14 protein-coding genes and 1 pseudogene are annotated in these 16,553 nt (G+C 46.4%); all 15 read right to left on the bottom strand.

What is annotated here, in order from left to right:
- Window positions 1-94: 94 nt before the first annotated feature.
- A pseudogene (locus BEN49_RS30820) lies at window positions 95-655 on the bottom strand (glycosyltransferase family 4 protein); the annotation flags it as partial.
- 69 nt (window positions 656-724) lie between these two features.
- Window positions 725-1,675, bottom strand: coding sequence for a glycosyltransferase family 8 protein (locus BEN49_RS06650; protein WP_125916579.1), 951 nt, complete (start codon window positions 1,673-1,675; stop codon window positions 725-727).
- 233 nt (window positions 1,676-1,908) lie between these two features.
- The gene (locus tag BEN49_RS06645) at window positions 1,909-2,925 is read right to left on the bottom strand and encodes a glycosyltransferase family 2 protein (protein ID WP_070742273.1); all 1,017 of its coding nucleotides are present in this window, start codon (window positions 2,923-2,925) and stop codon (window positions 1,909-1,911) included.
- 260 nt (window positions 2,926-3,185) lie between these two features.
- Window positions 3,186-4,124, bottom strand: coding sequence for a hypothetical protein (locus BEN49_RS06640; protein WP_141765624.1), 939 nt, complete (start codon window positions 4,122-4,124; stop codon window positions 3,186-3,188).
- 80 nt (window positions 4,125-4,204) lie between these two features.
- Window positions 4,205-5,071: a glycosyltransferase gene (locus BEN49_RS06635; protein ID WP_070742271.1), complete on the bottom strand. Its 867-nt coding sequence runs from the start codon at window positions 5,069-5,071 to the stop codon at window positions 4,205-4,207.
- Window positions 5,072-5,266: 195 nt separating this feature from the next.
- The gene (locus BEN49_RS06630) at window positions 5,267-6,268 is read right to left on the bottom strand and encodes a glycosyltransferase family 2 protein (protein ID WP_070742270.1); all 1,002 of its coding nucleotides are present in this window, start codon (window positions 6,266-6,268) and stop codon (window positions 5,267-5,269) included.
- A 177-nt stretch (window positions 6,269-6,445) separates the two neighbouring features.
- Window positions 6,446-7,966: a glycosyltransferase family protein gene (locus BEN49_RS26655; protein ID WP_125916577.1), complete on the bottom strand. Its 1,521-nt coding sequence runs from the start codon at window positions 7,964-7,966 to the stop codon at window positions 6,446-6,448.
- Between the two features lie 41 nt (window positions 7,967-8,007).
- Entirely contained in the window at window positions 8,008-8,991 is a 984-nt protein-coding gene (locus BEN49_RS06625) for a glycosyltransferase family 2 protein (RefSeq protein WP_070742269.1), read from the bottom strand.
- A gap of 41 nt (window positions 8,992-9,032) precedes the next feature.
- On the bottom strand, window positions 9,033-9,968 hold the full coding sequence (locus BEN49_RS25420) for a glycosyltransferase (RefSeq protein ID WP_125916575.1): 936 nt from the start codon (window positions 9,966-9,968) through the stop codon (window positions 9,033-9,035).
- Between the two features lie 35 nt (window positions 9,969-10,003).
- Entirely contained in the window at window positions 10,004-11,323 is a 1,320-nt protein-coding gene (locus BEN49_RS25415; protein WP_083325842.1) for an ABC transporter ATP-binding protein, read from the bottom strand.
- Between the two features lie 207 nt (window positions 11,324-11,530).
- On the bottom strand, window positions 11,531-12,103 hold the full coding sequence (locus BEN49_RS25410; RefSeq protein ID WP_083325841.1) for an acyltransferase: 573 nt from the start codon (window positions 12,101-12,103) through the stop codon (window positions 11,531-11,533).
- A gap of 42 nt (window positions 12,104-12,145) precedes the next feature.
- Window positions 12,146-13,078, bottom strand: coding sequence for an NAD-dependent epimerase/dehydratase family protein (locus BEN49_RS06620; RefSeq protein WP_070742268.1), 933 nt, complete (start codon window positions 13,076-13,078; stop codon window positions 12,146-12,148).
- Window positions 13,079-13,080: 2 nt separating this feature from the next.
- Window positions 13,081-14,184, bottom strand: a complete 1,104-nt coding sequence (locus tag BEN49_RS06615) for a DegT/DnrJ/EryC1/StrS family aminotransferase (RefSeq protein WP_070742305.1) — start codon at window positions 14,182-14,184, stop codon at window positions 13,081-13,083.
- A 347-nt stretch (window positions 14,185-14,531) separates the two neighbouring features.
- Complete coding sequence (locus BEN49_RS06610) at window positions 14,532-15,431, bottom strand: ABC transporter permease (protein ID WP_239691843.1); 900 nt, start codon at window positions 15,429-15,431, stop codon at window positions 14,532-14,534.
- Window positions 15,432-15,525: 94 nt separating this feature from the next.
- A complete protein-coding gene (locus tag BEN49_RS06605; protein ID WP_070742267.1) occupies window positions 15,526-16,461 on the bottom strand; it encodes a GDP-L-fucose synthase family protein in 936 nt (311 codons plus the stop codon).
- Window positions 16,462-16,553: the final 92 nt, after the last annotated feature.

Below are 16,553 nucleotides of genomic sequence, written 5' to 3'. Positions count from 1 at the left end.
TGCCCCGCGCCACCATGCCGTACACGAAGGCCCCGGGCGCAATGCCCAGCTGTGCCCGCATGGCCCCGGCGGCCGGCGGCGCGTCCACCCGAATCCCGTTGAAAATGGTCTGTACGGGCGGCAGCGCTTCCAGAGCCCCTTGCAGTACGTGCCGGCAATAGTCCGAAACCGTTACCACGGCCGCGGCCTGGCGCAGGGTGGGCGCAAAATCCAGCGGCCGCCCCGCCCGCACAAACATCGTGTATTCGCCGTGCTCGGTGATGACCAAGGGAATACCAATACCGCGCAGCACCGGCGCGCACAGCCGGTCCGAATACGTGGCGTGGCTGTTTACCAACTCAATTTTAAAGCGCGCCAGGCAATCCCGGAAGTAAGCCTGCTGGGCCCGTTCGTAGAAGGAATAGCGCAGCCCTAGCCGTTGCCCCAGCGCATTCAGCTTGTATGCCAAGTAGCTGCGGCCGGGCCGGTCGGCCATCGACAGCACCCGCACGCTCGGCGGCAGCAGCCGTTGCACCAGGGCGGCGTCGTGTAACTCGGCCCGCTGGTTAAAAATAGTGACTTGATGGCCCAGCCGATCCAGGCCGGCCGCCAAGTTCATGGCCAGGATCTCGCCGCCCCCCACTTGCAACGACCACGTAGATATCAGGATATTCATAAAATTGCGCTGCCAACCGGCACTGCCAAAAGTACGGCACGAAGACCGTGGGGCCCTACCGCACGGGCATCACCGCCCCACCAGCGCTTTCAGCCGCCGCCACACCGTCACCAGCTCGGGGTGGTCAAAATAGAATTCTATCATCCGAGACCGCCGCAGTTTGGCGCGCTTGTCTTTCGGGAGCTGCACGTTGGTTACGTGGCTCGCCTCGGGCCGCAGCGAGAGCCGAGCGTATTGCTGGTACACGTGCCGCAGCCGGTGCTCGCAGTCGCTGAACCACGGCTTCTTACCGTTGTAGTGAATAATTTTTTGGTCCAGCAAAAAACTACCAAACCCCCGTTTTGGTACCGCTTCAGGCACGTAGAGACGCATTACATTATACTTGGGCTCCAGTTGGTACCAATCATTCCGCAGGGCCATATTCAACGCGTCTTGGTCAGGATAGCCTTTTATCAGGTCCGGTTCCTCGCTAATAATCTTTAGAGCCTTCTCAGAAATGCGGTTGGCTTTCCACTGCGCAATATCAATAAGCAAAACACCTGAATTGAAGTAGTGCTCTACCGAATGAATACCGATGTCGGAGCGCACAGGCATGTCTCTATCGGTCACGGCCCCCACTGTCTTGCCGTTAAGGTCGAGCGCGGCCAAGCCGGCCAAGTCGCCCACTACTAACGTGTCCACGTCAATGTAAAGGAGCCGTTGAACTTCGCTTGGCACCAAGAAGGGAAAAAACAGACGGTAATACATCGCACCAGTCAAAGGATTTTCATCTTTTTCCGGCACTATTAGCTTGGACACGTAATCTAAATCAATATCGTAAAAGATTATTTCGCTGTTGTTTTCTTGAACATAAGTGGTGATATCGTTTTTATCCTTATCAGTAATACCACTAACTATGGTGTGAATAACCACCTCGTTTTGTTTATTATTGATAAATAATGATGCCAGCAATACATAGAATGGAGTTATGTACTTATCATCGAAAGCCAAAGCAAGCTGGACATTATTTTTTTTACTCATCACGAACAACTCTAAATTTTAGAACTGAAAATTATAGCATAAATCATACATGATGAATAAATCGAATATTTTTTGGAATACTTTCCTATGTAGCTGTTTAGAAAGCCTGGACATTCAAAATACAACGCCATGTCAAGCATTCTACGCATTAAGCAGAAACCGAAACATAGCGTGCTGACGGTTTCTTAAAACAACTTTTATATCACTGTGTATTTTACGTAAGCGGCACTAATTTATACAGAGAACCAGTGAGGCGGTGAAAACGAGGTCCTCTTGAGTATTTTACCACCCACAATGTGCTTCAAACCATTAAATTTGTCTTTGCATATCAATTGGAAGGCTTTCTTAATAAATAATGTGGAAAAACTTTTATTCTTATAAGCAAAGTTTTTGTATATTTTCAAATGATTGTGCGCAGAGAAGTTTGAATAGACCATAATATAAAACCACCACTCAAAATTACGCGCCATTGCTAGCGCATACATTTCGGCATTGGGCTCACCATACTGCCGCATCTGGCTAATTGCGTAGGAGAATTGCAGCAGCTCATTACCGCCTTTTACTTTGGATCGCACATTGTTGGTGTGCTGCCGGAAATAGTTAAGTCGCTCTGCCACGTAGGCCACCTTGGTAACCGCTAGAATACGCCCCCAATACAACCAGTCTCCGGCCAGCTTGTAGTCGGTAACGGCCGGACCAATTTCAGCCAATAGCGAACGACGGAGCACCACTGCGCTGGCATTGGGAATCACGTTCACGAAAGACATGTAACGTCTTATCAGGTCAATACCATCGCAAGTGAAACTATGCGCCCATTGCCCTGGATTTACTCGGTGCAAGTACCCCCGATCGGTTAAGTTAACTGTGTTGGCTTCGTCAGTTAGCCACGAGTCGCAATAGGCTATGCCAATGGCCGAATCGGCATCTAGCCGCGCAACCAACACCTCCAAGAAATTGGGGTCAGCACTGTCGTCACTCTCGGCAATCCATACGTATTCGCCAGTTGCCTCCCCGATTCCTTTGTTCCACTGCTTGAAGGTATTGCCGCTGTTCTGCTCATTGTAAACCATACGAATTCGGTCATCCTGTCGAGCATAGCGCTCAATGATTTCGCGGCTATCGTCGGGGGAACAGTCATCTAGAATCACTACTTCCGTATCGCGTAAAGTCTGCGTCAGCACACTTTCAATGCGCTGCACGAGGTATTTCGCATGGTTGTAGTTAGGGATAATAACTGAGACCTTTGGCATCGAGCAAAAAGAGTGGGTGGATTAACCGTTTAAATTTTAGCCCGGAGCAATAGCGCCTAATACCCAACCGAAGGATAAAGCCATTTAGGAGGCCGTCTGGCTGCATGTTAACCGGCACACAGGGCGAAGTTGAGCCGCTGTGCCAATTGAGTTACTAATAAGGAAGAAATACTTCGCCCCCTACACTTTGCGCTGCGTGACGATTAAAATCTTGAGGGGTGAGCTCTAGTTAATACCTTAGTTAAACCCTCCCTGTAAATTTACCACTTGCTGCGCAGCCCCCCAGTAAATGCCACTTCCTTTACTAGCTGCAGGCGCAGCACAGCCCGGTCCAGAATGGTCATTTCTTTTGGAGTGGTGGGTGGGGCAGTAAGTGTATCCAAACGTTGAGAAAATTCAAATGCCAACTGGGAAAGCATTTCCGCACTCTTATTTTTATGCTGCGCAAAAAACAAGCCCAAATGGTACGTAAACATACTTTTTACGCCGCCGTAGCAATAGTGGAGGATGTAGTCACCCGACGAAATTACAGTTGCATGGTTTTGCAATATAAAAGAAGTTGCGAACTGCTCGACGTTGAACAGCGGGCATTTAGCATATAGCTGGTCCGTCAGATCAATTACGTCTTCCAGCAAATGCGCGTTGGCATAGCTTATGCCTAAAATACCGGCGTTCCACATTCTCGTGGCCAGGGGTATTTTAAACTGTTTGGTATGGAGCGTGAAAGCATTTGCTTTCAGCGCCGTACGTAAGTCAAACCAATGCTGCAATTCGTGTACGCCCCCATCGTGCATATCGTATTCATCGCAATTCATTACGCTGCAAGCAGGCGTTATTTGCTTTAGCAAACCAGCTGGGTTCACCATAAACATAGTATCGCCATCCAAATACAACGTATCCTTTTTATACTTATTGAAGCAGTCTTTGATAATGAACGTTTTAACTCGATGGATGAAGTTGCGTTCCCCCATAAACTCAACTATCTGTTCTTTGGTCAGGTCTTCAATTATTACACCGGTATCGCTGAGGTAAGGGCTGAAAAACGCACGATTATCCGTATACAGGACTACTGCGAAATCCTTAAAATCACCTTTGGTGTGATAGTACAGCGTAAGAATAGAAAATACCGTCTGATGGTATACACTTTCTGTACCATGAGCTAGATACACTACTACGTGTTTGGTGGCAGAATTCATCACAGCTGGCTTTATTTTAAACTTATTCGGTGCCCAATTTAAATTGGAGAGGGACTTGATAACCGAGCGTCAGAGGAATAGCATTAACGCAGGAGGCGTAATCGAACAAAGCGCCTAACCATGCCGAGCGACTCCCGGCTCAACGGAGCAATCGAAAGCAATTGCGCAAAAGAGCTGACTATTTTTCCAGAAGGTATTTTGCTGGGAATGAATTTGTCTATGAAATCCAAGATTCCGCGGCGCTCTAACTCGGCGTTTTGCTCCTTTGCTATTTTTATCACGCCAAACGGAAGCTGCTGCTTCCATTTACGTTGGTAGTTCAGGGCATTTGCCAGCCACGCTTCGTTAATGGACCCCTTGGAGTAGTGCTCAATTAAGATATCGAAAGTAACGCAGACGCGGTAGTGGGGAAAGATGGACGTGCAGTAGTCCATGTCGTAGAAGTGGAACGCCGGGAAGGTCTTTTCGTCGAAGGGGTGCTGCTCCCACACCGCTTTGGTCGAGCAGAGCCACAGCCCATCCACCACCGCCACATCGGCTAGGCTTTGTTCCTGCGGGTTGACGAAGTGCAGCGTCGAAGCTTCGCCGGGCACCGAGTGCAACACTTGCTCGCGCATGTAGGCCGTGCCCATGAACCACCACGGCACTGGGGCCCTGAGCTGGTACATCCCGCCCGCTACCCCTAAAACGCCGATGCTGCGGTCGCTCAATATCTCGGCCACTTTGCCGCCCCAATTGGGTGTGTGGAAGCACAGGTCTTCGTGCATGAAGCACAGGACATCGTACTTGCTCCGCTTGGCCCCTAGGTTATAGGCCTGGCATATCCCGTACTCGCCGCGGCTGTTGTCAATGGCGACAACCTCGTGGGCGACGCCAATGGTTTGCTCCACATTTAGAGAAACGTTGCGCAACGTTTCTGAATCGCGAGAGCAGATAATTATTGAAATCATTTAAACAACCACTATGGCATTGCGATGAAGCAACACTAATATATTGGAACTATTTAGGAAACACAATCAAACGCCAATCGAAGCGCAGCCCAACCATCTATTTCGCTTCGTCGAATGACCCAACTAGCACGGGAGAGAGACTTCGGCTCAGCTTAATAATTAAGTTCGATTGAAATTTTTACTAGTAAAAATATATTATTTTCTCAATACTTTATATAGCAACCCATCGCCCAAGAACTGCCTTAAGCCGCTTAGATTGTTACTAATAAAATATTTATTGAGGCAAGTAAGAAAATCTTTAGAAAATTTAGTATTTACTTTTTTTAAATTAGAAAAAATCTTCATGTGAGTTTTAAGCGGAATATTATTTAATATCATCTCGCTAAACCACGTATTGACAAGATCATTAACAGCTATATCAAAGAACTTTCCATTACCCTTTCCGTACTTTTGCATAGCGCGGAGCACTGTTGAGCGTTCACTTAGCGCCACGCCTTTAGCCAATGTCTTGCTACGAACATTGTTTAAGTGAAACCTAAAGTAGTTTAGTTTTTCCGCTACAAACGCCACTTTTACATCAGCAATAATAGCAGCCCAAAATACCCAATCACCGTTTATTTTAAATTTTTCATCTGCCTTACCCACCTTGTCTATTACACTTTTGCGGATAACAACGGCGCTGGCATTGGGAATAATATTTCGGTACGACATGAATCCGGTTATTAATTCCCGGCCATCTACTACGAAGTCTTGCGTCCATAATACAGGGTCAAGCTCGGAGTAAAAGTTATTCAACGCGTTTATTGGCGCATTATTTTCATCTACGGTATTGGAGTCACAATATGCCAATCCGATGCGTGGGTCTTGGTCTAATTGCTTAACTAGCGTTTCTAAAAAATTGGTATCGGCGTAGTCGTCACTTTCTGCAATCCATATGTACTCACCCTTGGCTAGACTGAAACCCTTGTTCCATTGCTTGAAAGTACTGCCGCTATTCTGTTCGTTGAATACTACGTGAATGCGTTCATTCTGAACAGCGTAGTGCTCAATTATATTCCTGCTGTTGTCTGGTGAGCAGTCATCCATCAGAATGACTTCGATATCCTGAAAGGTTTGATTGAGCACGCTCTCAATGCGCTGCGGCAGGTACCGGGCGTGATTATAATTCGGGATGATAACGGTGACTTTTGGGCTCATATAAGTCGTCGTTTAGAATACTCATTTTTCAGATTGAGTACTATGGTGTGAAATTTTAAAGAAATGCGATTTCTTATTTTTTACAGAAAGTAAAATTATTTAATATGCTACAAGAATAATTTTGACTTTACAGCAATAATATCGACTCATATTGTAACACAGACCATAACAGTAAAATTATGTGCGTTTAATTTTACTAGTCCAATGAGAAGATGTTTTAGCATTATCATAATAGTATGATTGCTCCGGCGTCAATAAACGAGTATTTTCGTACCAAGGCAAATGCCGGGCACTGTATGGAAACCTTGTCCGAAACGCCGTTAATATTCCTGCTGGTCCAAATGTGTTGGGCTTGTATAACGCAAACGTAGTATCAATGGGTGCAGCGAATGCTAAACGTTCAACCTTTTCTATTTGATGCTGTTTCTCCCATTTTTGCACCTCCGCTTTGTTTGCATAAGTATCTGGCAGGTCATTAGTCAATAAAGAAAAGCCTGCTTTTCCCAGAGAGTACTTGTGCAGCAAGTAGTGCATAACGACCATAAAATCGTCCGGGCATTCTTCTACCAACTCCAAATCGCTATCCGTATAAACGTAGTATTGATCCTTGAAATAATCAAAAACCGGGCTATCCCATAATGCGCAAAAGCCTACGTTATTTGGTAATCGGAAGACATTGTATTGGGTGTTGTTATAGAAATCGAGCAATGGCTGATAAGTAGAGGCATTGTCGAGAATGTGAATGTTGTGGTAACCTCGTTTTTCAAGCGATGCAATTAGCCTTTTCAGGTAAGTGACGTGGTTCCTGTTGTTGATTATGATTGGAATATTCAAGCATGCCTGATGATGCTTTTTCCTATACTCCTCCAATTCGAACCTCGAACGCAGTGACCGCAACGAGTAGCGGATATTTTTCGTGAAATGACTTGCCGATTGCCGCCAAGCATTTGCTATCCTGCTATTCGGCTCCGGAGCACCAATGGTTTGGCTAGATTCCTTTTTAACAGGAGTAAAAAGTGCTAACTCAGTATCAAGCCGGGCGTACTCTAAAGCAATAAGATGAATGTTGGAAAGCTTGTACCAATTTCCAGTGCGGCTAACGGCCACTTTCGTCACGCATATGTCGCTATGTATGTACGACTCGTGCCCTAGCAGCACTGCTTTTACTATAAAAGCCCAGGCTTGCAAATAATTAATACGACTGTCATAAAAATCGTATTTTATCAGCAAGCTCTTGCGCACTAGCGCAGCTGGCAAGATATTATACTCAACGCCACGGAATGTTTCGGCGGTAATCTGACTAGGAAGGGTTAAAGTATCTTGTTTTCCATCTGGGAAAATTCGCTCCAAATTGCCGTAGATAATGCCATGTGCGTATGCGCTTGGAATTAGTAATTGGGCAATGCTATTTTCGTTGCACAACACAGCTCCGGCAGGCAACAGCAATATATACTCGCCACTAGCCTGCACAATTCCACTGTGGAGCAAGGCGGCAGCGCCCTCCCCATTGTTCACAAGTAAGGCAACTTCATTGGGGAGCGAGACATGCGTTAACTCTGTGCTGCCACTGAGGACCAATACTATGCACTCTACCTCAGGATAAACTTGACTGATAACTGACTGCACAGTAGCACGTAGTCCCGAAAAATCATCGTCAACAGTAATTATGACCGAAACCTTAACGCCTTTATTATGCATAGTGAAAGATGATGCCTGTTGCATCTAAAGCTTTGCCACATTTATTGCGAGCGCAGTAGTGCAGTTGGAATTAAATAGTGCTTGATCAGCTGCCGCAATACCGTTAAGGTTAGCGGCTGGCCGTAGCGACGGGCTACTTGCAAGCACACACGAGCAGCCGGATAGTCATGCTTCCCATTATAGTACTGGACCGCCAACCAAGCATATGTACGAATGAATGTTTTGGCCTCAGCAACGAGAATCCCTACTGGGTAGCGGGTAGGTTTAAACAATTCGAAATCAGAAATTGCAAAGCTCATAAATCCTAGCAAAGCGGGTGGCTGATTTAAGCTCAGCATTACATTATAATAGACTTTATTTCTATCGCCTTCAAATTTCAAATGGTCGACCACTGTTTTGGAAGTCCCGTGCAAACGGAAATAAGTAAGCAATTTATCGGAAAGATGGATACGGCTATGACCTGCTGTTAGCAAGTAGCGGTACCATAAATCGACATCCATTGTGTAATGGAATTGCTCATCGATACCTAGTTGCTTAAATACAGACGCTTTGAAAAAAGTTGATGGCTGGTTGATATGACAAGCAAGCAGGGTATCGCCCACGGTGGCAAATACCCCCATCCGTTCGTTACGCTTGTCGAGATGCGCAAGTTCGTCGACAAAATAGTCACAGGTCCCACACAGCACATCATAGCGGTCAAGGTCAAACTCCTTCGCTAAGGCATGGAATGCCCCAGGTGCTACTAAATCGTCGCTGTTGATCCAGTTAATAATGTCGCCAGTTGCATGGGTTAAGCCTTTTTGAATAGCATGGCTTTGCCCCCGGTCCGGCTCACTGACCCAATAAGTTATATATTCCTCGTACTTTTTGATTACCTCAACCGTATTATCCTTACTAGCTCCATCAATAATAATAAGCTCATAATTCAAGTAGTTCTGGGAGATTATAGAGCAGATTGTTTCCTCCAGATAATGACCTTGGTTGTAACTCGGAGTAATTATGGATATCTTGGGTAGATAAATCATCTAATGAGACAGAGGCAAATTTTTGTACATTCGAATTAGGTTTATAAGTTACTAATAAACTTATCACTTTCTAAATGATACTTTTTCTTCAACCATTCTTTAGCGTAAGCATATGCTTCTATGTATGGGAATGGATGGAATGTACTATTTTCAGTAGAGTTTCCTGTGTTCGACACTAGTGTAACAGGGAAAACGGTTCTATAGAGTGGCCTTATAATATTTTTTATATGTTTCAAAAAGGTGGTTTGTTCTAGTTGTGGAGGTGGCCCATCCAGATAGACACCATAAAGTGCATTGAGCATTTCTGTCTCCTCTTTAATTTTTTTGCTAAAGACAGCTGAATTGCTATTATTATTTAAAATCCTGACATAACACGGAGGTGGGTAAAAAGCGATTTTAATTTTTGAGAATGTGATTCTAAGTGAAAATTCAGCGTCAGCCCTTCTTATTGTAGGGTTAATAAGTCCTAGTAATGGCAAAGATGATTTATTCATCATAGAACCCAACATGCAAAATGAAAAAGCCTTGCTACTTAGTGCATACTCCTTAACCCACTCCTCGTATACCGGTGTAAAGTAATTGATTGTATTGGTTAGCTGAAACTGATAATCAGCCCCTCCAGTAAAAAGAAAGTCCAGTTTAGGATGCTCCAGCATAAATGCTTTACATACTCTTAATCCCTCGTAATTAAAAGCGTCGTCATCAGTTAGGAAAGTTACAATTTTTCCTTTCGAGAGTAAAATGGCCTTATTAAATCCATGTCCCTCACCAGAATCCTTCTCAGAAATAAAGGCATGAATCAGCTGTCTATCCGCTAAATTTTGCAGGAATTCTACGCTTCCATCAGTACTCCCACCGTCAACTACGACTATCTCCTCATCTGCTTGAATATTATTAATTAAATCAGTTAGTACAAGCTTAAGATAATCCACCTTATTAAAGGTAGAAATCATAAATGAAATAGTGGGTTGTTGCATGATATTCAACGCAAAAAATTAAATTTCTTTAATCATTAATCTATCTTCTGAAACGAACACTGTAGCGCTGGCCATAGGATAACATCTTCCCTTACAGAGGTGAACATTCCTCTAGCAATGGATGTCTCATCCATTGGGTCCCACACGCTAAGTTTTAAGATATCAACATGTGATTCATAGCACACTCTCGGACTATGCGAATCTAACGCAACAGACAGGTAGAAATCATTAGCATTTAGAAGATTAGCGGGTATAATAAACTCGGATAAATATGTACCCACAGCCATTTTGTTGCTACCGTCCCAATCTATCGGACTATCGGAGGCAATTATAGCATTAACTCCCATTGGAGTTGTCAGCTGAAAATTTGGAGAGCATGATACACCTCGGATATTCTTCCATTGAATTTCAATTGTTATATTCTCAGTAGTTTTAAATCTATTTCTAGACTCTCCATTTTTACTAACTAAGCGTACATGTTCGATTTTAACTTGATTTTTAGTTTCTAAGTGATGGATGGGATTGTCACCGAAATACTCAGCTGCGTTTCTGGAAACATTGCCCTGTCCATAATTATACTTCTCAACTAGCGTCGCAATGTCTTCTACTCCTTGAGTTTCGCCATTTTCTAAAAACAAGCCGTTTTTGCATAAAGACTGAACCGAAGTCATGCTATGGCTGACGAACAAAACAGTTCGCCCATCATTAACACTTACATCTTTCATACGGCCAAGACACTTTTTCTGAAATTCTGCGTCGCCAACGGCCAGTACCTCATCAATAATGAGAATCTCAGGTTCTAGGAAGGCAGCCACGGCAAAGGCTAGGCGCACGTACATGCCACTGCTATAGCGTTTAACCGGCGTGTCGATATAACGCTCTACGCCCGAAAAGTCAACTATCTCGTCGAATTTGCTTCGGATCTCCGACTTGCTCATGCCTAGGATAGCGCCATTAAGATAAATATTTTCCCTACCTGTCAACTCGGGGTGAAAGCCCGTTCCGACTTCTAGCAGGGAGGCAATGCGGCCCCGCACCTTCATACGGCCTGTCGTCGGTGCCGTAACCTTGGAGAGAATCTTGAGGAGCGTGGACTTGCCCGCCCCATTGCGGCCAACGATACCCAGCACTTCGCCTTGCTTGACTTCAAAATTTACATCGCGCAAGGACCAGACGAAATCACTGTTGCCCTTCTTTGTGCGGTCGTTAGTTTCCCCAACTTTAGCAAATGGGTCTTCCCGGCCCCGAAGCTTTGCCCAAGCCCGCGTCAGGTCACTACCCAATGTACCCGTACCAATTTCTCCTAACCGGTACTGCTTACCTAAATTTTCGATTTTAATCGCAACATTATTCATACTAGCAGCTAATAAATTTGGTATCGAGCATCTTAATCTACGGGTTAAGTCAATTAAGGATACTGAGTGAACACCTTACTAAATTCCTTCACCAAAATTGCGAACGGATACCAATCGATTCACAACCTATCATAGATAAGGAAGATTATTTTATATAGTCAGCACATAATTCAACTTGTAGACGGCCGTTATTTACGCTTGGTTTAATTAATAACCTAGCTGCTTGGCATAGGCCAACATTTTGTCGCGAGGTCTTGTTTTGACAGGCCGGGCCGGAACCCCCACGTACACAGTCCACGGCTCCGTATCCTTAGTTACCAACGAGCAAGCTCCAATTACACTACCTTCAGCAATAATAACATTAGGCATGATAACTACATTGGTGCCGATACCTGCGAAACGTTGGCAGCGAATTGTGCCGAAATCAACAGTATCGCGAAACTCTTCCGGCGCTGTTACACTAGTAAAACCGTCCCCCATGAATCGGTCAGAACCACAAATAAATCGACTACCAGCAGCAATAGTTACAAAGTGCTCAATTATAAGCTCGCTTTTTTCTCCTCCTATAACTGTGATATACGGAGATAAATGCGTGTAATCCCCAATAGTTGCAGCAGTAGTGATATAAACGCCAGAATCAATGGCAACATGATTGCCAATTGATACTAAGTGGGGACGTCTAATCTCGACGTTTGCGCTAATGAAAACGTCGTCTCCAACACTTTTCAGCAATGCTATATCGTATTGTTGAGAGCTTAAACCAGCATTAGAATTCGCCATTTATTTGCTTTATACATTGTTAATGATATACCAACAGATTTATCAATAAGGAAATCTTCCCTCATATCCCGCTGTTGTCTGCCGGATTCCTTCTTGAAAATCAGTAAATTCAAAATCTGGAAACACCTCTCGAAAGTGTACATCATCCATTACCTTGCGAGGAGCACCGTCAGGCTTGCTAGAATCCCACACGATACGGCCCTGGTAATGAAAGTTCGCTTGAATAACATTTACTAGTTCTTTTACACTCAGACCGGCGTTCTGCGCCACGTTTAGCGGTTGTTCCAAACCGAGTCGTTCGGGCCGGAGTAAGACCTGCCACACCAAGCGGCCAAAGTCTTTGGCGTAGAGCCACTCACGCACCGCCACGCCGGTACCCCAGATGGGTAGCTCTGGCTGCACGATCTTTTCGGCTTTCACAAACTTAGATATTAATGCATTTAAGGCATGAGCTTTATTAGGATCGGTCGAATCGTGCGGGCCGTACATGTTCGGCACTAGTAGATGTATGCTGCGCACCGCATGCTGCATCATAAAGCACTCCCCTACCGCCCACAGTAGCCGTCGGGTAGCTCCATAGCTAAGCACCGAGCGGTGCAAATGCCCGTCCCACCATTCCTCTTCCCGAAAAACATTGGACGTAGCAGGATAAGCGCAGTTGGCGACTGGGTTTATTACGATAGCACGGGGGCAAGCTTGGGCCACTGCTTCATACATTCCCAAAATCATGCGGGTATTATCGGCAATCACGGTGGCAGCCTGCTCAGTTACGTAGTTCAGGCTTCCAACATGCGCCGCGCAATTAATAATAAACTCGGGCCGGTGCTGGCGTAGAAATACAGTTGTGGTCGCAGCGTCGCGCAAGTCCAGACCGGTACTAAGAGAGCTTTCAATCGGCTCGACGCCATTCTCGCGAAGTACTTCACTTACGTTTCGGCCCACAAAGCCATTGGCCCCAAATAAGACAATTTTCATAGTTACCAGCCCTGTTTAATGACATCCACAACATACGCAAGCTGCTCATTGGTGAGCGCATCGTGGATAGGAATATGAATCTGCGTTTTATTAAAACGGAGTTGATTGGCCAAATCGGCCCTAGTGCCGCCAAAAAGCGAATTATGGTCGATACCATCGTGGATTATTGATGCCACGATACCTTTTGCTTTGAGTGAGCGAATGAACGCTAAGCGCTGCTCAACGTGAAAGCCAAATAGCCAGTAGGCACCTTCACGGTCACCCTTCTCTTCAAACAGGGTAAGCCCTGGTACGTTCGCGAGTTCTTCCCGGTAGCGGCGCACTAACGCTCGGCGCCGTGCCAGTCGTTCGTTAAAGCCTTCAAGGTTAGCTAGGCCCAGCGCCGCTGCGTAATCGCTAAGATGATATTTAAACCCTACAGCCGAGATATCATACTCTCTTTCCCCTAGCTCAGACATGGGCGAGTTAGCCCGATCAATACCGAACCACCGGCGCTTAAAAGTCTCTTGGACAAGCACCGGGTCAAGGCAGCAAATGGCTCCTCCATCGCCCGTAGTCAGATGTTTAATCGCTTGAAAAGAAAAGCACGTGAAGTCAGAAATAGAACCGATTGCCCGGCCCTTATAAGTAGCCCCAGGCGCGTGCGCAGCGTCTTCAATAACCAACAGCCCATATTTGCGAGCAATGGCGTGGATCTCATCCAAGTCGCACGGATACCCGCCCCAATGCACTGCCATGATGGCTTTCGTGCGCTCTGTAATTCTGCTTTCTATATCGGATGGATCAATATTACCAGTCTCGTATTGAATGTCAGCAAAGACGGGAGTAGCACCCTGCTGCGAAATCACCAAAGCAGAAGCCACAAACGTTTGAGGTGACAAAATAACCTCATCGCCAGGTCCAATGCCCGCTATCACCATCGCTAGATGAAGGGCACTAGTACCGCTATTAAGAGCAGCTGGATGAACCATGCCCAAATCCCTACTTAAACGGGCTTCGAATTCTTTTACTAATTTCCCCTCACTTAAAAACGTCGTGTCGAGTACTTCGGCCACGCGCTGTTTTGCTGTTGGATGAATATAGGTGTGGAAGATCGGTATTTGCATGAGAATAATAAGTTTTGGATACCAATACATTGGCACAAACAATTTAACCAGCTTCAACCACCCTAGTGGTCCTTACAAACCACTCGAACTATTTAGCCTTTCACACTAGTGAATTTCCAGCCATGAGTATTATGCTTGCTCACATTTGTAAGCTTCCAGAAGGTTCTTTAGGGATGGTGTTGAAGCAACGTTTGTAGCCTGTAGGCTTAGCTAAACGAAATGCTAATTCAACCTACGCCCCCGGGATTGATGGGTATTTCATAGCATATGAGCGTATCTACTACAAGTAACTATTATATTCTTGTTACCGTAGGGCTCCCCATGACAATCGAAAGGGGTTTTAACAATTACACCGTATCCGTAAAGCTTTTCTCAACCCGGTTAAATATAACCGTGCCTGCAAACAGAATAATTGCTGTGACAACTGCACTATAAGCTAAGTAAAGCCAGCTGAATGTGCCAGTGCCTAAAAAAGCGTAACGAAAAGTTTCGACAATAGAGCTGAGCGGGTTGGCCAAAATAATGGCCTTGTATTTTAGCGGCAGCCGTGAGAGGGGATAGATAACCGGAGTGGCATACATAAGCAACTGAACCCCGAAGGCCAGCAGCATGGCTAGGTCGCGATACTTAGTGGTCAGGGCACTGAAAATCATTCCCAAGCCCAATGAGAGTAGGCCCATTAATACTAGCAACACCGGCGTAAGTAGCATGTATATGTTGGGATGCAGGGTGTTCTGCGTGACTAAATAATAAGCCCAGACCCCTAGAAACAGCCCAAACTGAATACCGAAGCGAACTAGATTGGAAATCACTATTGAAAGCGGCATGGTCAGACGCGGAAAGTACACCTTGCCAAAGATGGCCGCGTTGCTAATGAACACCGTGGAGGTAGCTGTCAGAGTAGTAGCGAAGTAGTTCCAGATGGTAACGCCAGCCAAGTAGAAGGGCAACTGCGGTAGCCCATCGGTTGAGAGGTTGGCAATTTTCCCAAACACTACCATGTAAGTAATCGTGGTAAGTATAGGCTGAATAAAGAACCAGATGGGTCCTAGTACCGTCTGCTTATAAGTTGAAATAAAGTCGCGCCTCACAAACAGCATGATTAAGTCGCGGTAGCGCCAAACGTCGCCCAGGCGCAGATCGAGCAGGCTGGTACGGGGCTCAATTACTTCAGTCCAGCTTTCCTCCTGCGGGCTGTTTTCAGCTGGCAAGGATTGTGGTTTTTCTAGAACGTTTATCGTGTCCACTAGCAATCAGTAAATAGAAAATATGCCCAGAAGTAGTTGCTTCCGGACGTAAAGGTAACTAACTGGCGGGACATACCTGCCGCAGGGAATTGCACTATGAGATAGGTGTAGCTTGAAACGACTCCTGATAGACGGTTCGCACACCTTCCGGCAGACCGGTTTTGTAGCGCCAGCCGGCTTTGGCTAGCTTCGATACGTCGAGCAATTTGCGCGGTGTGCCGTCGGGCTTGTCGGTGTTAAAGCGCACGTTGCCAGTGTAGCCCACGATGTCGCGCACCAGTTCCACCAGCTCACGGATGGTGAGGTCTTCGCCGGTGCCCACGTTCACGAGTTCTCTACCGTTGTAGTGCAGCATCAGGTGCAGGCAGGCATCGGCCAGATCGTCCACGTGCAGGAACTCGCGGCGCGGCGTACCGGTGCCCCACACTTCCACCTCCGGGGTGTTGTTCTCCTTGGCCTCGTGGAACTTGCGCAGCAGGGCGGGCAGCACGTGCGAGTTGTTCAGGTCGTAGTTATCGCCGGGGCCGTACAGGTTGGTGGGCATCGCCGAAATGAAGTTGCTGCCGTGCTGGTCGCGGTAGGCTTCGCAGAGCTTGAGGCCGGCAATTTTGGCCAGCGCGTAAGGTTCGTTGGTCGGTTCCAGGGGCCCCGTCAGCAGGTACTCTTCCTTAATGGGCTGGGGCGCCATCTTGGGGTAGATGCACGACGAACCCAAAAACAACAGTTTCTTCACAGCCTGCTCGTGGCTGGCGTGGATGACGTTGTTCTGGATTTGCAGATTCTCAAACAAAAAATCCGCCCGGAACGTGTTGTTGGCCATGATGCCGCCCACTTTCGCAGCGGCCAGTATCACGTAGTCCGGCTTTTCTTCCGCAAAGAAGCTGTTCACGGCCTCCGTACTGCGCAGGTCCAGCTCTTTCGAGGTGCGGTAGACGATGTTCTGGTAGCCGGCTTTTTGCAGGCGGCGCACCACGGCGCTCCCTACCATGCCACGGTGGCCGGCCACGTATATTTTGGCGTTCAAGTCCATTGGTTTTGTCTTTAATGATTCACTAATCAGTAGTACTAAATGTAGCGTGACTCTGCGAGTCCGCGCGTCATTTAGTACCTCTGTACTGTGTG

Source organism: Hymenobacter coccineus (assembly GCF_001816125.1).
GTDB lineage: Bacteria > Bacteroidota > Bacteroidia > Cytophagales > Hymenobacteraceae > Hymenobacter > Hymenobacter coccineus.
Note: the sequence above shows the minus strand (reverse complement) of the source record. Positions and strands in the feature narration are given on the sequence as shown.